Raw genomic sequence first — 17,458 nt, 5'->3', positions numbered from 1 at the left:
AGCTTTGCTAAGCCAAATCGTAGTGCCAGCAACCAAAAAGCGGTTGCTGGCTTCCAATTAACCCCAATTAAGCAAAAATCCGTTCGTGATAGACAAGACCAAACGCTGATGGTATGGTACAATTCGGCGCGAGATATATGTTGTGAAATAAGTGTATGACACCACGAATTATTGCAGTAGCAAATCAAAAAGGCGGCGTTGGCAAAACCACCTCGACCGTGAATATCGCTGCGGAGCTTGTAGCCCGTGGCCAACGGGTGTTGGTGATCGATCTTGATCCCCAGGGCAATGCCACGACCAGTTTGGGAATTAATAAAAAAACGCTTAAAGCCACGATCTATGATGTGCTTTTGGGCAATGCACCGACCGAAATTGTTATCACCACAACTGGGCGTGAGCAATTGCAGATGTTGCCAGCAACGGTTGAATTGGCTGGCGCTGAAGTTGAATTAGTCGATGAGCATCGACGCGAGCATCGTTTGCGTGATGCCTTGGCGCCAATTGCCGCAACTTTCGACACCATTATGATCGATTGCCCGCCCTCGTTGGGCTTGTTGACCTTGAATGCCTTATGTGCAGCGCATGGCGTTATTATTCCATTGCAATGCGAATATTTGGCCTTGGAAGGCTTGGCTCAACTCAAAAACACCATTGATTTGGTGCGCACATCACTCAACCCAGATTTGAATATTTTAGGGGTGGTGATGACGATGTATGATGGGCGGACGAACTTGGCGCAACAGGTTGTGGCCGAAGTGCGCCAATATTTCCCGCAACGCATTTTCAATACCTTAGTTCCGCGCTCGATTCGCTTGAGTGAAGCCCCCAGCCATGGCCAAACGATTCGCGAGTATGACCAAGCCAGCAAAGGCGCGCTTGCCTATAGCATGTTGGTCGATGAACTAAGTCGCAGGCTGGAGGCAGCATGAACCCCAAAAAACGCGGTTTGGGTCAAGGCTTAGGTGCGTTAATTCGCCCTGATCCAAGCACACAGGCTCCAATTGTGGGCGCATTGCAGACCGTGCCGATTGAGTCAATCGAAGCCAATCCGCATCAGCCCCGCCAAATTTTCACTCCCGAAGCGCTTGAGGAATTGAGCGCTTCTATTGCGACCCATGGCATTTTGCAGCCTTTGGTGGTGACCCGCACCGCCACAGGCTATGAGTTGATCGCTGGCGAACGCCGCTGGCGGGCAGCGCAACAAGCTGGGTTAAGCGAAGTTCCGGTCATTATCAAAGAGGTTACGCCCCAAGAGCGGCTTGAATTGGCCTTGGTCGAAAATATTCAGCGCGCCGATTTGAACCCCTTGGAAGAAGCCCAAGCCTACCAGTTGTTGCGCGATGAGTTTGGCCTGACCCAGCAAGCGATTGCCGAGCGGGTGGGCAAAAGTCGCCCGGCAATTGCGAATGCCTTACGTTTGCTCACAATGCCTTCGGCCTTACAACAAGCAGTGATGGAGCAGCAACTGACTGCGGGGCATCTCAAGCAGCTGATCACAATTGACGATGAGCGCATCCAAATTTTGGCTATGGAGCAAATTTTGGAGTTTCGGCTTTCAGTGCGTGAGGCCGAAAAAATGGCCCAGTTGATCAAGCATGAAGATCAAACGCCAGCTCAAGCGCGGATTGCGATTCAGCAACGCGGGGCAGCTCCGCGTGCATCGCGGCGCAATGGGGTGCCAACGCCAACCCCGAGCACGCGCAATGTTGCGCCAGCTGAGCCAGTTGTGCCCAGTGTTGATGATACTGATGCGGTTGATCAACTGACCCGTCAGCTTGGAACCAAAGTTGAGGTTAAACGCCAAGGCAACGGCGGCTATGTCCGCATCGATTTTTACTCCGACGAGCAACTAATTGCCTTGATTGAGTCATTGCTCAATGGAGAAAGCTTGTGAGGAGCAACCTATGGCCAGCGATTCATTGCATATTGCCCTCGTGTGGCCATACGATGCTGCCTATGCTGGCGGCGTTACCGAGCATGTCAATCAACTAACCCACTATTTTCGGGCTTGGGGCCATCGGGTAAGCCTGATCGCCCCGTATTCCAAGGGCAAGCCCGCTGATCCCGATTTTATTCCGCTGGGCCATGTCACGCCAGTAGCAGTTAATGGCTCAGTCGCGCGGGTTAGCCTCTCGCTGACGCTTGGCCCCAAAATTCGCCAGATTCTGCAAAAGCAACATTTTGATTTGGCGCATATTCACGAACCATTTTCGCCAACCCTTCCAACGACTTTCCTCAGCCGTTCGAGCGTACCAAACGTGGGTACGTTTCACGCTGCGGGCACACGCTCGCTTGGCTACACCACCATTCAAGCCCTGCTGCGACGCTTGGAACCAAAATTGCATGGACGAATTGCAGTTTCGGCAGCAGCCCAAGAATTTGCCCATCGCTATTTTCCAGCAGAGTATACAATTATCCCAAATGGGGTTGATGTTGCCACCTATGGTACGCAGCAACCAAGCTATGGCCTGAGCACTACTAGCCCCACAATTTTGTTTGTTGGGCGCTTCAATGAGGAGCGCAAAGGCTTTCGCTATTTGCTTGAAGCCATGAGCTATGTGCAACGAACCCGGCCTGATGCTCGTTTAGTTGTTGCTGGCAGCGGCGATCCCACGCCATTTCTGGCCGCCATTCGCCAATGGCAAATTCGCAATGTTGAATGGCTGGGCTATGTGAGCAAGACCCAACTTGCTGCTCTTTACCAACAAACCACCCTCTTTTGTGCACCTTCGACTGGTGGTGAAAGCTTTGGCATCGTCTTGCTTGAAGCCATGGCCGCTGGGGCAGCAGTGGTAGCTGCTGATAACCCAGGCTATCGTGATGTTTTAGAGCATCGCGTGCAAGGGTTGCTGGTGCCAGCGCGCAATGCCCAAGCATTGGCGGTTGCGATCTTGCAACTGATCGAGGATCAATCCTTACGGGCTGCAATGGCAGAAGCGGGTACAATCAAAGCGCAACTCTATGCTTGGGAGCGAGTTGCCCAACGTGTGATTGCCTTCTACCGTGGCATTCTCTCTGGTTAGGATGTTCAAGGAGGCTCTATGTACAGCACCGGCATTAAACGCTGGGCCCGTCGCTTGATGGAAGACTTTGTAGCTCCAGTGCTTGGTCGATTGGGAATCACGCCCAATATGGTGACCTTAATTGGCGTTTTGCTGACCGCAGGTGTTGCTGCTGTGTTGGCCAATGGCAATTTGCAGGTCGGTGGCGTTTTACTCATTTTGGCCAGTATTTTTGATCTCTTTGATGGTGCCTTAGCACGAGCCACCAATCAGAGTAGCCGCTTTGGCGCGTTCTTCGATTCAATTATGGATCGCTATAGCGAGGCGGTTGTTTTCTTCGGCTTATTGATGTTTATTCACACCACCATGATCGGCAACACAACCTTGGCCCTCGGCTTGGTCTATGCTTCAATTATCGGCTCGATCATGGTTAGCTATGCTCGTGCCCGCGCTGAAGGCTTAGACATTCCATGTGAAACTGGTTGGCTTGGGCGGCCAGAACGGATCACAATTTTGTGCACCTGCTTAATTCTGAATTGGTTGATTGCTGGGCTATGGATTTTGGCGATTTTCACCAATATTACTGCGATTCAACGCATTTATCACGTGTGGCGCACTGAACAAGCAGCCAACCCGCAACCAAAGCCAGTTAAAACCAGCCGCTGGAATATTAGCCGCAAACAGCCCTAAATGCTAAAAAGTAAACGCCGTGATCAGGAATGCTGATCACGGCGTTTTTTTGGCGACTCCGGCGCGACTCGAACGCGCGACCTTTTGCTCCGGAGGCAAACGCTCTATCCACTGAGCTACGGAGTCGAATCTATCGCTGTGTAGAATACGGCCAAGCTAGCTAATTGTCAAGTTGAGCAGCTATTTTAGGCTTGGGACGAGGAGACAATAACAAAACTCTTCTTCCAATGCTAAAATAGCGCCGAAATAAGCAATTTAGCTGGAAGGTGGGCCTGCAATGGCAACTGAACCAAGCCGCGAACAACAGATCAAAAAAGCCCAACGCCTTGCCACTATTCAACGCTTTACAAGCAACATCCAAGGCTTTTTCTACCGTTTCAAGCGCTCGGTTGGCCGCCAAGAACTCATGATCGAGACCGAATTTGGCACGGTGCGGGTGTTAGGCTATGGCTTGGAGAATCCCAAGCGCACGCCAATTTTGTTCGATTTGCATGGCGGTGGGTTTATTCTCGGTAGCGCCGATATGGACGAAGCCATGAATGTGCAGTTTCAGCAGCAGCTTGGTTGCAAAGTCATCAGCATCGATTATGCCAAAGCGCCCAAATATCCCTATCCCATGGCTGTCAATCAGGTTTATGCGGTGGTCAAGCATTTCTATGCTCATGCTGAGCGGTATGCAATTGATCGCAATAAAATGGCGATTGGTGGGCATAGCGCTGGCGGCAATTTAAGCGCCGTAACCTGCCTCAAAGCTAAGCATGCAGGCCAATTTCAATTTGTCTGCCAAGTGCTCGATTATCCACCGCTGGATCTTGCGACCAGTCCGTTTGCGAAGCCAAATCCCAAAGGCGCGATTCCGCCACACATTGCGGCGATGTTTGATGCGAGCTATCGCGAGGAGCACCAAGCCAAAGATCCCTATGTTTCGCCAATCTATGCAGAGCCTGCTGATTTGGTGGGCTTGCCGCCAGCCTTGTTTATTCTGGCGGGGCGCGATTCGCTGCACGCCGAGGGTTTGCGCTACGAGGCACTGCTCAAACAAGCGGGAGTTGCCACCGAATGCTACAGCTACCCTGAGGCGCCCCATGGCTTTACCTACAAAGCTTCAGCTGACACCAGCGCTGCGCTGGCCAACATGCTGGCTTTTTTGCAAAAATATTTGTATGGTTAAAATATTTGTATGGTTAAATGTGCTGAGTAGGCGATTATTGGTTGCTTCGCATGCTTGATGATTATTAAACTTCAAAATTACCTATGCCACGACGTGCATCCATTGCAGCTTTGGCTCGCTCATAAGCCTGCGTTTCAGCCTCATTCGGAAAAAACCGCTCGGCAATGCGGCTAACAAAGCCTGTACAATAATTGTGTTCAAGCGTCGCAATAACAAGATAGATAACGACCCAACCCACAACTCGAAGCCATATCCAGGGAATATGTATCCAGACGAGCCAGGCAGGGCCAAGCCAAAAGCTAAAGATAAGCAGCAAATTGCCAATCAAATAGGTGTTGGAATGGGCGAATATTTTACGCTTTGTTGTGGCCAACTGACTCTCCAAAAAATCAACTAACCTATCTTTTTAAATGTGATCTCTTGGCCTAGATTCAGCCTCAACCACTGGACACAGCCTGGTTTGTTGAGTTTTGAGATCGTAGAGGGTGAGGCTTGCACTGATAGTGTCGTAGATGGCGCAACTGTGGCTATCGCGGATGGTTACGCCATACACTGAGCCTGGATTGAGCACGCGCAAATGGCCACAGCGCACATGCATCGGGCGATGGGTATGGCCAAGCACAATAATCTGATCATGCGGATGTTCGTTGAGCAGGCGTTGCCATTTGCTGCTGCGCGCTTCGGGCAACATATCAACTACATCGCTCCATGGCGCACCATGAGCCAGCACCAAACGCTGATCATCAAACTGCAAACGGAGGCTGGTTGGCAGCGCAGCAACATACTCTAAAGTCGCTTGGGTAACAATCCGGCCTCGACTGGCTAAGCGCTCGCGCTGGCTACTTTGGCTCCAACGGCTATGCTCGCGCAACAAGGTGAACTCGTGGTTGCCTTTGATGCAGGGAATTGCTCGCTTGATCAATTCTTGGACAATTGCATCTGCATCAGGCCCGCGATCAACCACATCGCCAGCGCACAGAATATGATCGGTTGCTTGGCTGGCAAACCAATCCAAGGCCCGTTGAAAGCCGATACCATCGCCATGAATATCGGCTAGCAACCCTAAACGCATTAGGCAACACCAATAAAGTTAAAGGCTCGTTGCAGATATTCCAAGCTATTGCTGGGGTAAGCGTGGCGCAAGCCTGGGATAATTTCCAGCTCACAGGGAATCCCATTGTCGTTCAATAGTTTGACCATGCGTTTGATTTGGTCGTGGGGAATGGTGCGATCGTGCTCGCCGACCAAAACATAGCCGCGCAGATTGCGACCTTTGGCCTCGCGAATTTCGGGCAACCATTCCTCGGGATCGTCGATGGTGGGGCCGCCTGGGCCAAGCAAGACAAAGCCACGGGCTTCAATTGGCCCAATCAAGGCCAAGCGCAAGGCCGTTTCGCCGCCCATTGAAAAGCCCGCCAAAATAATGCGTGCTGGGTCAACTTGGTATTCATTTGAAACATCGGCGAATTGCTGCACCAACTGCCGCAACGCCGCCGCTTGATTGTTCCAAACATAGCCATCAGATGATTCTGCTTGTGCCGATTGAGGCGCGGCCAAAATCCAATCAATATCGATCAAATTGTTCCAGCCATATAACGTGTGCATGCTATTATCGCCATTGCCGTGCAAGGCAAAAAACAGCGGATACGGCCCTAGCTCATCTGGCCCCAAAATATACATCTTGGGATCTTTGACTGCTTCCATTTGGCGTTGAAAACAGACCGCCGCCAAGCGCTCAAACTCGGGGTCGCCTTGGAGGCTAATCCACGATGGAGTTTGGCGAATCGTTTCGGCGCCATACCAAAAACCACGGGCAACCGCCTCGCTAAGAATCTGAATTGCATGTTCGGGCAAGCCGATGCGGGCTGCCATACACGAGCGCAGGTAGGAAATCATCGATGCATGTTCGGGAAATTTCGCTCCCTCTGCATCAAGTAAATCGAGCGTTTCGCGATATTTCTGAGCCGCATATAGCTCCGATACCGCTTCAAAGAGGTCGTCATATGTTTCGAAGCTCATTAGTGTGGAACTCCTTCTGGCAAAAGTCGAGTGCAGGGAGCGATGCGCGTATTGTAGCGTTAATCGGGCGTCACGAAAACATGGATTTTTGTCCTATGCTGCGGGTATGACCATCGTTGATTAACGTCAGTTTGCAAAAGCACGGTACAATACTTGGTACGATTGTGCTGGAGGTTGATAATGTTTTCACAGCGACTCAATAGCCCACCACCGGCGCTGATCGGGGTGATTATCGCACTGGTGCTGATTTTTTTGGTTTCAACTCGTTCTTGTAACCCTGATAGCGAGCAAACGCTGCGTAGCCGCTTTGCAGAAGCCAACGCAACCCAGGTTGCCAGCCAAGATCTTGGGACGCCGATTTTACCTTTGCCTGCTCCAGTCCAGGAATGGAGTTCGACAGCAATTGCTCGTTTGCAAGGCGGCGAAGCAGTTGTGCCGATTACGCCTGTCGTAACCAACGATAAGCTCAAAGTCGATATTCAAACCCTCCAACAGGTGGGCGATGGCTTACAAATTAAAGGTGTTGTCACCAATATTAGCAAGCAAGAATTGCGCGTGCCCTTGTCGGCATTTCGCTTTACCGATCAATCGGGCACCGTCTTTGCTGCCCAAGGCGATGCGGCGGCCAACTTGCCACCCAATGCCAATACGACGCTTGATCTGACCTTGCCGATCAAGAATCCGACTGCATTAACCATGGTTGTCGAAATTCCTGCCGAGGATATTCGGCTGGAAGTTAATTTACTCGCTCAACAACAATAAGTTTAAGGAGTTTTCATGGCCCGTCAAAAGGGACGTGGTGCGCGCGAACAGAATCGGGCTGATCGGCGCAACGAATATGCAACCTTGGTTGCGCCCCATTTCAAAGGTTTGGTTGTGCCCGAATCGCCAGCCGACCGCATTATTTTATTTGGTGATGAACTGGTTGATTTGGCATTGCAGCTAGCACCCCAAATTCCTGATGGGCAGTTGGTGCTCATCACCAGTGAATATGATCGTTGGCAAGCTGCCAGCGAAGCCTTAGCAAAATTTGCCAATGCAACCGTCTTGCAAGAGCTAGCCGAATTGCGCGACCCTGATGGCTTTCCGACCGAGCCATGGTCGTTGGCGGTGATGCTGGTGCCGTTTCAGCTTGGGGCTAAAACCGTGCTCGATTTGATGCGCGACTTATTTAGCTGGCTACGGGCTGGCTCGCCAATTTATCTTGGTGGCAGCCGCATGCACGAATGGCAAGTTACGAGCGACCGCTTTAGCGCCATGGCTGGCCCATTAACCGTGCTCTACAACGGTGATCCAGTCAAGATTGCCAAGGGCATGGCCCGTGGCGGCAGCCTCGTGAGCGCCGAATAGAAGTTCTCGCCTCCCCTCGCTCACATTCACTGGGCGAGGGGAGCCTCTATAAATACCAGTCCAATCTTCCAAAATAGCCACTTCAAAGTCTCTAATCTTCGTTCGCTGGGCCTTCCATTAAAACATCAATCTGATCCATGCCTCATCGTTTCTGGAAAGTGCTACAATGCACGCCAATTGATCTTTTGCTAACAGGGATGGAATCGAGGCCATGACACAAAGCGAACAAGAAGCGATTATTGCGCAGAGTGATACATTTTTGTTGCCGCTCTACAAACGAGCCAAACTCGCTTTAGTCGGTGGCGAAGGCGCATGGTTGCATGCCGCCGATGGACGGCGTTTGTTGGATGGCACCGCTGGAATTGCGGTCAATGCCTTAGGTTATGGCGATCCAGAGGTTATCGCGGCGATTCAGCAAGCAGCAACTGGCTTGTTGCACACATCGAATCTCTATTACACTGCCTCGGTCGCCGAATTAGCCCAACGCTTGATCGATCTGACGCCGTGGGCCAGCAAGGCTTTTTTCTGTAATTCTGGCACCGAGGCGATCGAAGCTAGCCTGAAGTTTGCCCGCCGCTATACCCACAATCAACGGCCTGAGCAACAAACTGGTTTTGTGGCCTTTCACGATTCATTTCACGGACGTTCGATGGGCGCCTTGTCGGTTACCTCGCGCGAGGCCTACCGCACACCGTTTAATCCCTTGATTCCAGGCGTGCGTTTTATCAGCCTTGAATGCGACCAAGCAACCCTCGAAGCAACGATTGATCGCAGCGTTGCAGCGGTGATTGTTGAGCCAATTCAAGGCGAGGGTGGCATTCGGCCAATCAGCCCTGAGTTTGCCCAAGCCCTGCGTCGCCGCTGCGATCAGGTCGATGCCATTTTGATTTTCGATGAGATTCAATGTGGCATGGGCCGCACTGGCGATGTTTGGGCGCACTCAGCCTTGGGCATGGTTCCCGATATTATGGCGCTGGCCAAGCCGCTTGGTGGGGGCTTGCCAATTGGTGCAGTTTTGGTCAACGAACGGGTCGCCAAAGCCTTGAATTATGGTGATCATGGCACAACCTTTGGTGGCAATCCCTTTATTTGTGCAGTTGCCAATGTGGTTTTGCAAAAGCTGACTCATCCCACCATGCTTGCTCATGTGCGCTCGGTTGGGGCCGAATTGGGCGCTGGCCTACGCGATTTGGGCGAGCGTTTCGATGTAATTAGCGCTGTACGTGGGCGGGGCTTGATTTGGGGTGTAGAATTCAAAGGCCCAACCGCTGCCCAAATTACCGATGCAGCCTTCGACCAAGGCTTGTTGCTGGTTGGTTCTGGCAACGATGTGGTGCGGGTTATTCCGCCGTTGGTGCTCGGCCACAACGATGCAGAGGAATTAGTTACCCGCTTGGGCGATGCAATTAGCCAAGTTGTAAGCTAAAAATGCGATGCGCAACGTGATTAAGCGTTGCGCATCGTAGCGTTAAAGCTAGAAAATTTCCTGTAATCCCACCATTTGCTCGCGTGAAGGGCCGACCGAAATCATGCCCAAGCGCACACCAACCAATTGGCTTAAGCGGCGCACATAGCGTTGGGCAGCTTCGGGCAACTCATCTAAGGTGCGGGCATGGCTGGTGCTGCTCTTCCAACCTGGATATTCTTCGTAAATTGGCTCGACTTGGCTCAGCACCGAAATCGACGATGGGAACGAATCAAGCTCGGTGTCGTTCCAGCGATAGCCAATACAAATCTTCAGCGTCTCAACATCATCAAGCACATCGAGCTTGGTTAGCGCGATTGAGCTAATGCCGTTGATTTCGGCAGCGTAGCGGGCCGCGACTGCATCGAACCAACCAACCCGCCGAGGCCGACCAGTGGTTGTGCCAAATTCGTGGCCAGCTTGGCGAATATGCTCGCCAAGGTCATCGGTTAATTCGGTTGGGAAGGGGCCGCCACCAACCCGAGTTGTATAGGCTTTGTAAATCCCCACCACGCCATTCAAGCGCATCGGTGAAATTCCAGCGCCTTGGCAAGCGCCTGCTGAGCCAGTTGCGGTTGAAGTCACATAGGGGAAGGTGCCATAATCAACATCCAACAAGGCCCCTTGATTGCCTTCGATTAAAATTGGAATATCGCGGCGCAAGGCATCTTGCACCATGCCATGAATTGGCACGATATGCGCTTCGAGTTGGCGGCCAAACTCCAAATATTGCAAATACATATCGTGCAATGAAGCGCCTGGCTGAGCACTATACATTTTGTTGAGCACGCGGCCTTTGTATTCTAAGACGCTGGTTAGGCGGCTGAGCAACGTTTCTTCGTGCAACAAATCGCCCATCCGAATGCCCATGCGTGATGCTTTATCAACATAGGCTGGGCCAATACCGCGTTTGGTGGTGCCAATTTCGTTTGCGCCACGATCTTTTTCTTCGAGCGCATCGAGCGAAACGTGATAGGGCATCACAACATGGGCGCGATCGCTGATATACAATTGGTCGAGCGAAACATTGGCCTCGCGCAAGGCTTGCAGTTCCTTCAGCAAGACCGCAGGATCGATCACCGTGCCTGCGCCGATAATATTAACCACATTGGCATCGAAAATTCCGGCGGGCGTGAGGTGCAATTTAAATGTGCCGAGAGGGTTGATCACGGTATGGCCGGCGTTCGAGCCACCGGCAGCGCGAATAACCATTTTGGCTTTGGTTGCCAATAAATCGACAACACGACCTTTGCCCTCGTCGCCCCATTGAGCGCCAAGAACTGCAACGACTGGCATATGTATCACCTTTTCTGTAAGAGGAGCAAATACCGTGGTTATGGGCGACCGAGCAAACGCAAACGGAATAACGCCCAAACCGTCAAAAAGCCATATTTGGGGTGCATTTTCTTACCCTCTTCATAGGTACGCCCCAAGTATGTAATTGGCACTTCAAAAATTCGCTCACCCTGCATCAGAACCTTCGCCGTTATTTCTGCCTCAATCCGAAAATCATTAGAAACCAAGTTCATCGAGCGCATAATATCGGTGCGCATCACCTTGTAGCAGGTTTCCATATCGGAGATCCAACAGTTAAACAGCAAATTGGTTAAAAAGGTGAGACCTTTGTTGCCAATAGCATTCCAAAAATACATGCCTGTATGCCGACCCATAAAGCGCGAACCAAACGCAACATTAACCAACCCAGCTTCAATTGGTTTGATCAATTCATAAAAATCTTGGGGGTCATATTCGAGGTCGGCATCTTGAATTACAACAATCTCGCCAGTTGCGTAGGTAAGCGCCGTGCGAATCGCGGCGCCTTTACCGCTATTGTGGCTATGCCGCACAACCTGCATGTGTGGGTAGGTTGTCGTTAATTGTTGTAAGACTTCATAGGTAGCGTCTTTCGAACAATCATCGACGGCGATCCATTGCATTGGAATGGTAATTTGCGCCAAGCGCTCTAGCATTTTTGCAATCGTTGCTGCTTCATTGTAGCAAGGAATTAACACAGATAAAAGCATCATTTTTTCCTAAACATCCCCAAGCATCAATGCAGCTAGAGCACAAACAAGACAATCACAATCAAAATAGCCAGAATGGCAATCGCCACGCCCAAGAATTTAAGTTGTTCTGTTTGGCGTTGTTTGGCAATAATCACGCGACATTCTGGGCAGTAGGGTACATCGGGTAAGGTTGCGCTTAACAGGGAAGGGGTTTTAAAAGCTGCTTGCACCAGCTCTTTGAAGGTGATCAAAGGCTGCGCCATGCGCACATCATCGGGCGTAAGCTGTCGTTGACAGCGCGTACATACAACAGGTGATTCGGCACTCATGGCGCATCCTTTACAATTTACAATGAACGAACGTAGCGCTCAATTCGTTCTAAGGCGGTTTCAATATTATCCATGCTGGTTGCATAGCACATACGCACGAAGCCCGCGCCGCTTGGCCCAAAGGCATCGCCTGGCACAACCGCAACCTTTTCATTATAAAGTAAGCCTTCAACAAAGGCTTCACTGGTTAGCCCAAGGCTGCTAACTTGGGGGAAAACGTAAAACGCGCCTTGTGGCTCAAAGGTTGGCAGGCCAATTTGGCGCAACCCAGCCACAATCACTTGGCGCCGCCGATCGTATTCGCTGACCATCCGTTGCACATCTTCTGCGCCAGTTTGTAAAGCTGCCAAACCAGCATATTGGGCAACTGTTGGCGCAGACATAATAGCGTATTGATGAATTTTGCGCACAGCATTGGCAATCTCTGCTGAGGCCGCCAACCAACCCAACCGCCAACCAGTCATCGCATAGGCCTTCGAGAAGCCGCCAAGCAAAATTGTGCGTTCGCGCATGCCAGGCAATTGGGCAAAACTGGTGTGCTCAACGCCATACACCAAGCGATCGTAAATCTCATCGGAAAACACCAAGAGATCATATTGCTCAGCGAGGGCTGCAATATCTAACAAACGCTCACGGCTCATCACCGCACCAGTTGGATTATTAGGATAGCCAATTAAAATCGCTTTGGTTTTGGGCGTAATTGCCGCCTCGATTGCCGCGCGAGTTACTTGAAACTCTTGCTCAACCGAGGTGCTGACATACACCGGAACCCCGCCAGCAAAGACCACACTTGGGCCATAGGCCACAAAACATGGCTCAGGAATAATTACTTCATCGCCAGGATCGATGGTGGCCAACATGGCGTTTTGCAAGGCTTCGCTAACCCCAACCGTAATCAACAACTCATTCTCAGGATCATAATTGATTCCATAGAGCTGATTGAGATGTTTTTGCAATTCCTGGCGCAGCTCGATCGTCCCCGAGTTTGAGGTATAGGCAGTTTTGCCTTGTTGCAACGAACGAATGCCTGCTTGAGTAATCGTGTAGGGTGTAACAAAATCTGGCTCGCCGATACCGAGCGAAATCACATTCTCCATTGTGGCAGCAATATCAAAAAACCGCCGTATCCCTGATGGTGGAACGCTCTGCACCCTTGCAGAAAGTCGCTCACGCGTCATGGCTGCCTCCTTGGCTGCTTGATTTGGCTTGCTGGTCTATGATACCACAGCCATTTTGCAAAAAAACATCCCCCTGAATCGCCAAAGCAATCCAGGGGGATGCGATTGGGCTAGCCAATCAAATGCTTATTGCGCAGCGGCTTTGATCACGATGACCAAAATGCCATCGCCCATGCTCATGCTAGCGCGGTCGAGGGTCATCACAACCAAGGCTTCGCCAGCGCTCATGTTGGTGTAGGTCAAGGTTTGTGAGCCAGCCATGCCGGTGCTATCGCCCGCAGGCATAGCCGTCCAGCCAGCTGCTTCCAATTCGCTGTCATAGAAGGTTTTGATTTCTGCAGGGGTAGCAGTTGAAATGTAGGCTGCTTTGCCCAAGACAGTGGTATCGCCAGCGCTGCCAGCAAAACCTTTTTCAAAGCTTTCCATGAAGGTATCGGTCAAAGCATCGTCACCAGCTTTGTATTCTTCGCTGCTTGGTGGAGCTGGAATATCGCTCAAGTCGCCAGCTGGAAGTGGATCGCTGCCGCCGGTTTCAGCAGTAGCGTCAGGCATGGTGCTACCACCGCCACCCAAACGACCAACAGTCGTGAAAATGATCGATTGGTTCATGCTGGTATCGACGGTTGAAAGATCCAACACGCCAATCATCGCAACCGTGGTTGGTGAGCTTGCGCTTGGGTAAACCAAGACTTTACCGAAGTTTTGGTCTTGCACTTGGCCCGTGCCCCAACCGTAGTTGCTCATTTCACCTTCGTAGAAATCTACCATGGTTTGAGGAGTTTCTTCGGTGATGTAGTAGGTCAATGGTTCGAGATCCAAGCCAGTTTGTTTTTCTTGGTTTTCGAATTCACCTTCCATGCCACCAATAGCTGCGTCAATAATGGTGTTTTCACCCTTGACGTATGGCTTGCTTTGGGGTGGAGCTGGAATTTCAGCTGCATCCATTGAAGGGCTGCCAGTATCGCGGGTTGGCTCAACCATAGCTTCAGCTGTTGCTGTTGGAACTGCTGCTTCGGTTGGAACGGTGGTCGCAGTTGGAGCCGTGGTTGCGGTTGGAGCGGCAGTGCTGCCACAAGCGCTTAATGCTAGGGCAATTAAAATTGCGCTAATCGTCCGTTTTGACATGAGGGTCAATCCTCCTAAATAAAATCTGTTGTCGGCATTCCTACTGCCAAGAGGGTTCCTACTTAGCAATGATCGCGCCACCCATTCTCCAAACTCTCAAATCACAAACGTGCTCTACCAAAAACTGTGTGGTAATAATCACAAGCTTTGATACGCTGATATTACTACAAAGGTTACAACCAAGCCAAAATCTGGCAATCTGCGACACAAAGCCCTCAGCCTAAGCAATTGCTCAACACTGAGGGCCAGCCTACACCTAGCAGATTTGGAAGCTTATTTGACGGTCGTGCCAGTCGTGATAACCAGAATCCCAGTGCCGCCTGCCATACTCATATCAATCATATTAATCGCAGCTACATTGTTATCTGCTTGAAAATTGACTGAGGTTGTATCGGGAATCGATGGTGATTCGATGGTTTTCCAACCACGCTTGGTCATTTCAGTCGTATAGAAATTCTTGATTTCTTCCGCGCTTGCGGTTGACATATAGAATTTGTTGGTTGTGCTCGTCCCGTTGCTTGCCATGCTTTGGCTGAAGCTATCAACCATAATATCAAGCGTTGGATCTTGGCCCTTTTGATATTCGCTACTGCTTGGTGGTGCAGGAATGGTGGTATCGCTGACGCCACCGCCACAGCCAACTAAACCAACCATCAATACGACGAGTAATACATACCCAAAAAACCGTTGCATTCGACCATCCTCCTAGTAAGTGTTTATTGTTACGCCTTCATGACGTATCAATTTTGCAAACCGTTCCTTAAAAGTTAGTCCAATTGCTTGGCACACTGTTTTTGGTTGTTAAGGCACATCAATTGCGCTATTGGTGCAAAGTTGACGAACGCATCATACACGCCTTGTCAACCCCTGAAGTAAAGTCAGAAGGCAAAAGTCAAAGGGCAAAAGCCACTAGCCAAAAAATCTGTGGCTAAAAACTTAACCTTACGTGGATCAGGCTTTAACGCAGCGGCGCAGAGCATAACGAAATTATGAAGGATGAAGGATGAGGGATGAAGCCAAAAGTCATAAGGCAGAAATCAAAAGCCCATAACCTAACTTCGTGATCTTCGTGTTCTTCGCGGTTCCTGTCCTTCGTGCGCTTCGTGTCCTTCGTGGATCAAAGGTTGGCATGCTTTGTAATTAAAAGCCTAAAAACGTTAACGCTTGACCTCTTGCATTCACCTGCGATATGCCGCATACTGCATAGTACCGAAATCTACTCTACTCTAGTTCGAGGAGGACGAAGGCGACAATTTGGATTATTGCTGCTGCGTCGATCACCAGCCTGCAATAATAGCGCCGCAAGGCCCGATTGAAGCCGATAGAACCCATGGACCCTGCATCTAGTTTGGAGCTGCTTGGGCTGGCGATGTGTCTCATTATTGTGAGTGTCGCCTCAGCAGCCGAAGCAGCGCTCTCTACTATCTCACGCCATCGAATGAATACGCTGTTGGAAAATGGCGAACGCCGGGCCAACGTGGCCATGCGCCTGTTGGAAGACCCCTATCATCTACGCATCGGCACACTCTTGCTCAGCACGGTTGGCACGATTGGCGCAACCGCGTTGCTCTTGACGTTTGTTGCCAATCGCACTGGCTGGCAGCAAGCCACATTGCTCTTGGGCTTTCTGTTGGTGTGGCTCACAATTGGCACAACCTTGCCCAAAACCCTCGCCACTGCCTACCCCGATAGCATGGTGCTTTGGACGGTTCGTCCATTGCGAATTTTGCTCTGGTTAGTAGCGCCCATGCAATGGCTGCTGCGCCAAATTGCCCGCCCAATTGGCCTCGTCACTGGCCAAAATGCCAACCTCGTCACCGAAGAAGAACTTAGATTAATGGTCAACGTCGGCGAAGAAGAAGGCGTGATCGAAGCTGAAGAACGCGATATGATTGCGGGTATTTTTGAATTTAGCGATACCTCGGTGCGCGAAGTGATGGTGCCACGGATCGATATTGTGGGCTTGGCCGCCAGCGCCAGCATGGAAGAAGCGCTCAATTTGTTTATTAGTGCTGGCCATTCGCGCTTGCCAATCTACGATGATTCAATTGACCAAGTGCTCGGAGTGTTGTACGCTAAAGATCTGTTCCCGCTGTTGCGCGATGGGCAACGTGATGTGCCCTTACGCTCATTAGTACGCCAGCCCTATTTTGTGCCCGAATCACTGAAGGTTGACGATTTGATGCGGGCCTTGCAAAGTCGCAAAGTGCATATGGCCATTATTGTCGATGAATATGGCAGCACAGCGGGCTTGGTCACAATTGAGGATTTGCTGGAAGAGATCGTTGGCGAAATTCAGGATGAGTTCGATAGCGAAGAAGCGCCAATTCAACAGCTTAGCCCCAACGAATGGCTGTTTGATAGTCGGGTCTCGATTGATGAAGTCAACGATGCCACAGGCTTAACCCTAATCAATGACGATGTAGATAGCCTCGGTGGCTTCGTTTTGGCCCTGCTTGGCTCGATGCCCAACGTCGGCGATGTGGTGCACGTCGATGACACAACGATTGAAGTTGTGACCATTCAAGGTTTGCGCCCGCAACGCCTGCATTTAAGCTTAGCCACTGCCGAACCAGAAGTCGCCGAGGTTGGGAGTAATACCGATGATGGTTGACTACCAAATGCTCTTGGAGAACGCCAAGAGCGCCCGCGAACGAGCTTATACTCCATACTCACGTTTCAAAGTTGGCGCGGCAGTGCTGACAGCCAGCGGACGCATTTTCCATGGCTGTAATATCGAAAATGCTGCTTATCCTGTGTGTTTGTGTGCTGAACGCTCGGCACTTGCTGCCGCTTGGAGCGCTGGCGAAACTGAATTTGTGGCCATCGCTGTAGTGGCAGATACGCCTGGGCCAGTCGCACCCTGTGGCATGTGCCGCCAATTTATGTTCGAGCTTGCGCCCGACATGCCCGTGCTGTTGGCAAACTTGGCCGATCAAACCCAGCCAACCACGCCACGCGAGTTGTTGCCCGGTGGCTTTGCGCGCGAAAGTTTAACTGCCAACGATTAGCTCATTTTCAAAAATAACGCTTGCGCTAGCCCCTGTTTAATCCATAAACAGGGGCTTTTGCATGGCTCAAGATTGGGTATTGACTTAGAGCGCGCGCAAATGTTTAGAATGC

19 protein-coding genes and 1 tRNA gene are annotated in these 17,458 nt (G+C 51.0%); 10 read left to right on the top strand and 10 right to left on the bottom strand.

Going from position 1 to position 17,458, the window contains the following annotated elements:
* The first annotated feature begins 155 nt into the window (after window positions 1–155).
* From SE18_RS16335 to SE18_RS16320, 4 genes are read left to right on the top strand one after another with little or no spacing between them, the layout of a single operon-like run.
* Window positions 156–929 (top strand): ParA family protein, encoded by a 774-nt coding sequence (locus SE18_RS16335; RefSeq protein WP_054535535.1) that lies wholly within the window; start codon window positions 156–158, stop codon window positions 927–929.
* The gene (locus SE18_RS16330; RefSeq protein ID WP_054535534.1) at window positions 926–1,894 is read left to right on the top strand and encodes a ParB/RepB/Spo0J family partition protein; all 969 of its coding nucleotides are present in this window, start codon (window positions 926–928) and stop codon (window positions 1,892–1,894) included. Before SE18_RS16335 ends, SE18_RS16330 begins: the two co-directional genes overlap by 4 nt.
* A gap of 10 nt (window positions 1,895–1,904) precedes the next feature.
* Window positions 1,905–3,023 carry a glycosyltransferase family 4 protein gene (locus SE18_RS16325; protein ID WP_160319519.1) on the top strand — a complete coding sequence of 373 codons (1,119 nt, stop codon included), beginning with the start codon at window positions 1,905–1,907 and terminating at the stop codon, window positions 3,021–3,023.
* A gap of 18 nt (window positions 3,024–3,041) precedes the next feature.
* Window positions 3,042–3,692 (top strand): CDP-alcohol phosphatidyltransferase family protein, encoded by a 651-nt coding sequence (locus SE18_RS16320; protein WP_083469957.1) that lies wholly within the window; start codon window positions 3,042–3,044, stop codon window positions 3,690–3,692.
* A 50-nt stretch (window positions 3,693–3,742) separates the two neighbouring features.
* Here the strand turns inward: SE18_RS16320 and SE18_RS16315 are convergent.
* A tRNA-Arg gene (locus SE18_RS16315) sits at window positions 3,743–3,818 on the bottom strand.
* A 151-nt stretch (window positions 3,819–3,969) separates the two neighbouring features.
* Here SE18_RS16315 and SE18_RS16310 point away from each other — a divergent pair.
* Window positions 3,970–4,863, top strand: coding sequence for an alpha/beta hydrolase (locus SE18_RS16310; RefSeq protein WP_054535533.1), 894 nt, complete (start codon window positions 3,970–3,972; stop codon window positions 4,861–4,863).
* A 64-nt stretch (window positions 4,864–4,927) separates the two neighbouring features.
* On the opposite strand, the gene SE18_RS16305 is transcribed toward SE18_RS16310, so the two are convergent.
* Genes SE18_RS16305 through SE18_RS16295 form a run of 3 tightly spaced genes read right to left on the bottom strand, consistent with a single transcriptional unit; the run spans window position 4,928 to window position 6,882 of the window.
* Window positions 4,928–5,236 carry a hypothetical protein gene (locus SE18_RS16305; RefSeq protein WP_054535532.1) on the bottom strand — a complete coding sequence of 103 codons (309 nt, stop codon included), beginning with the start codon at window positions 5,234–5,236 and terminating at the stop codon, window positions 4,928–4,930.
* A gap of 33 nt (window positions 5,237–5,269) precedes the next feature.
* Entirely contained in the window at window positions 5,270–5,935 is a 666-nt protein-coding gene (locus SE18_RS16300; protein WP_054535531.1) for a metallophosphoesterase family protein, read from the bottom strand.
* Window positions 5,935–6,882, bottom strand: a complete 948-nt coding sequence (locus SE18_RS16295) for an alpha/beta hydrolase (protein WP_054535530.1) — start codon at window positions 6,880–6,882, stop codon at window positions 5,935–5,937. Before SE18_RS16295 ends, SE18_RS16300 begins: the two co-directional genes overlap by 1 nt.
* Window positions 6,883–7,062: 180 nt before the next feature.
* On the opposite strand from SE18_RS16295, the gene SE18_RS16290 reads away from it, so the two are divergent.
* From SE18_RS16290 to SE18_RS16280, 3 genes are all read left to right on the top strand, one after another.
* Window positions 7,063–7,644: a hypothetical protein gene (locus SE18_RS16290; RefSeq protein ID WP_054535529.1), complete on the top strand. Its 582-nt coding sequence runs from the start codon at window positions 7,063–7,065 to the stop codon at window positions 7,642–7,644.
* Between the two features lie 15 nt (window positions 7,645–7,659).
* Window positions 7,660–8,232, top strand: coding sequence for a hypothetical protein (locus SE18_RS16285; protein ID WP_054535528.1), 573 nt, complete (start codon window positions 7,660–7,662; stop codon window positions 8,230–8,232).
* Between the two features lie 211 nt (window positions 8,233–8,443).
* Window positions 8,444–9,658, top strand: a complete 1,215-nt coding sequence (locus SE18_RS16280; RefSeq protein ID WP_054535527.1) for an aspartate aminotransferase family protein — start codon at window positions 8,444–8,446, stop codon at window positions 9,656–9,658.
* Window positions 9,659–9,706: 48 nt separating this feature from the next.
* Here SE18_RS16280 and SE18_RS16275 read toward each other — a convergent pair whose 3' ends face one another.
* The 6 genes from SE18_RS16275 to SE18_RS16250 form a co-directional block, all read right to left on the bottom strand.
* Window positions 9,707–10,993: an adenylosuccinate synthase gene (locus tag SE18_RS16275; RefSeq protein WP_054535526.1), complete on the bottom strand. Its 1,287-nt coding sequence runs from the start codon at window positions 10,991–10,993 to the stop codon at window positions 9,707–9,709.
* Between the two features lie 38 nt (window positions 10,994–11,031).
* Window positions 11,032–11,724: a glycosyltransferase family 2 protein gene (locus SE18_RS16270; RefSeq protein WP_083469956.1), complete on the bottom strand. Its 693-nt coding sequence runs from the start codon at window positions 11,722–11,724 to the stop codon at window positions 11,032–11,034.
* Between the two features lie 32 nt (window positions 11,725–11,756).
* Window positions 11,757–12,032, bottom strand: coding sequence for a hypothetical protein (locus SE18_RS16265; protein ID WP_054535524.1), 276 nt, complete (start codon window positions 12,030–12,032; stop codon window positions 11,757–11,759).
* A gap of 17 nt (window positions 12,033–12,049) precedes the next feature.
* Window positions 12,050–13,210, bottom strand: a complete 1,161-nt coding sequence (locus tag SE18_RS16260) for an aminotransferase class I/II-fold pyridoxal phosphate-dependent enzyme (protein WP_054535523.1) — start codon at window positions 13,208–13,210, stop codon at window positions 12,050–12,052.
* Between the two features lie 126 nt (window positions 13,211–13,336).
* A complete protein-coding gene (locus SE18_RS16255) occupies window positions 13,337–14,335 on the bottom strand; it encodes a hypothetical protein (RefSeq protein WP_054535522.1) in 999 nt (332 codons plus the stop codon).
* 273 nt (window positions 14,336–14,608) lie between these two features.
* The gene (locus SE18_RS16250) at window positions 14,609–15,028 is read right to left on the bottom strand and encodes a hypothetical protein (RefSeq protein WP_054535521.1); all 420 of its coding nucleotides are present in this window, start codon (window positions 15,026–15,028) and stop codon (window positions 14,609–14,611) included.
* A gap of 637 nt (window positions 15,029–15,665) precedes the next feature.
* Between SE18_RS16250 and SE18_RS16245 the strand changes: the two genes are divergently transcribed.
* Complete coding sequence (locus tag SE18_RS16245) at window positions 15,666–16,949, top strand: hemolysin family protein (protein ID WP_083469955.1); 1,284 nt, start codon at window positions 15,666–15,668, stop codon at window positions 16,947–16,949.
* The gene (cdd, locus tag SE18_RS16240; RefSeq protein ID WP_083469954.1) at window positions 16,939–17,346 is read left to right on the top strand and encodes a cytidine deaminase; all 408 of its coding nucleotides are present in this window, start codon (window positions 16,939–16,941) and stop codon (window positions 17,344–17,346) included. Before SE18_RS16245 ends, cdd begins: the two co-directional genes overlap by 11 nt.
* Window positions 17,347–17,458: the final 112 nt, after the last annotated feature.

The sequence above is a fragment of the Herpetosiphon geysericola genome (assembly GCF_001306135.1).
In the GTDB taxonomy this organism is placed as follows: Bacteria; Chloroflexota; Chloroflexia; order Chloroflexales; family Herpetosiphonaceae; genus Herpetosiphon; species Herpetosiphon geysericola.
Note: the sequence above shows the minus strand (reverse complement) of the source record. Positions and strands in the feature narration are given on the sequence as shown.

What these genes read in the sequence shown, in the direction of transcription:
- SE18_RS16335 (WP_054535535.1), top strand. Translation starts at nt 156, where the DNA reads ATGACACCACGAATTATTGCAGTAGCAAATCAAAAAGGCGGCGTTGGC.
- SE18_RS16330 (WP_054535534.1), top strand. Translation starts at nt 926, where the DNA reads ATGAACCCCAAAAAACGCGGTTTGGGTCAAGGCTTAGGTGCGTTAATT.
- SE18_RS16325 (WP_160319519.1), top strand. Translation starts at nt 1,905, where the DNA reads ATGGCCAGCGATTCATTGCATATTGCCCTCGTGTGGCCATACGATGCT.
- SE18_RS16320 (WP_083469957.1), top strand. Translation starts at nt 3,042, where the DNA reads ATGTACAGCACCGGCATTAAACGCTGGGCCCGTCGCTTGATGGAAGAC.
- SE18_RS16310 (WP_054535533.1), top strand. Translation starts at nt 3,970, where the DNA reads ATGGCAACTGAACCAAGCCGCGAACAACAGATCAAAAAAGCCCAACGC.
- SE18_RS16300 (WP_054535531.1), bottom strand. Translation starts at nt 5,935, where the DNA reads ATGCGTTTAGGGTTGCTAGCCGATATTCATGGCGATGGTATCGGCTTT.
- SE18_RS16295 (WP_054535530.1), bottom strand. Translation starts at nt 6,882, where the DNA reads ATGAGCTTCGAAACATATGACGACCTCTTTGAAGCGGTATCGGAGCTA.
- SE18_RS16290 (WP_054535529.1), top strand. Translation starts at nt 7,063, where the DNA reads ATGTTTTCACAGCGACTCAATAGCCCACCACCGGCGCTGATCGGGGTG.
- SE18_RS16285 (WP_054535528.1), top strand. Translation starts at nt 7,660, where the DNA reads ATGGCCCGTCAAAAGGGACGTGGTGCGCGCGAACAGAATCGGGCTGAT.
- SE18_RS16280 (WP_054535527.1), top strand. Translation starts at nt 8,444, where the DNA reads ATGACACAAAGCGAACAAGAAGCGATTATTGCGCAGAGTGATACATTT.
- SE18_RS16275 (WP_054535526.1), bottom strand. Translation starts at nt 10,993, where the DNA reads ATGCCAGTCGTTGCAGTTCTTGGCGCTCAATGGGGCGACGAGGGCAAA.
- SE18_RS16270 (WP_083469956.1), bottom strand. Translation starts at nt 11,724, where the DNA reads ATGATGCTTTTATCTGTGTTAATTCCTTGCTACAATGAAGCAGCAACG.
- SE18_RS16265 (WP_054535524.1), bottom strand. Translation starts at nt 12,032, where the DNA reads ATGAGTGCCGAATCACCTGTTGTATGTACGCGCTGTCAACGACAGCTT.
- SE18_RS16260 (WP_054535523.1), bottom strand. Translation starts at nt 13,210, where the DNA reads ATGACGCGTGAGCGACTTTCTGCAAGGGTGCAGAGCGTTCCACCATCA.
- SE18_RS16255 (WP_054535522.1), bottom strand. Translation starts at nt 14,335, where the DNA reads ATGTCAAAACGGACGATTAGCGCAATTTTAATTGCCCTAGCATTAAGC.
- SE18_RS16250 (WP_054535521.1), bottom strand. Translation starts at nt 15,028, where the DNA reads ATGCAACGGTTTTTTGGGTATGTATTACTCGTCGTATTGATGGTTGGT.
- SE18_RS16245 (WP_083469955.1), top strand. Translation starts at nt 15,666, where the DNA reads ATGGACCCTGCATCTAGTTTGGAGCTGCTTGGGCTGGCGATGTGTCTC.
- cdd (WP_083469954.1), top strand. Translation starts at nt 16,939, where the DNA reads ATGATGGTTGACTACCAAATGCTCTTGGAGAACGCCAAGAGCGCCCGC.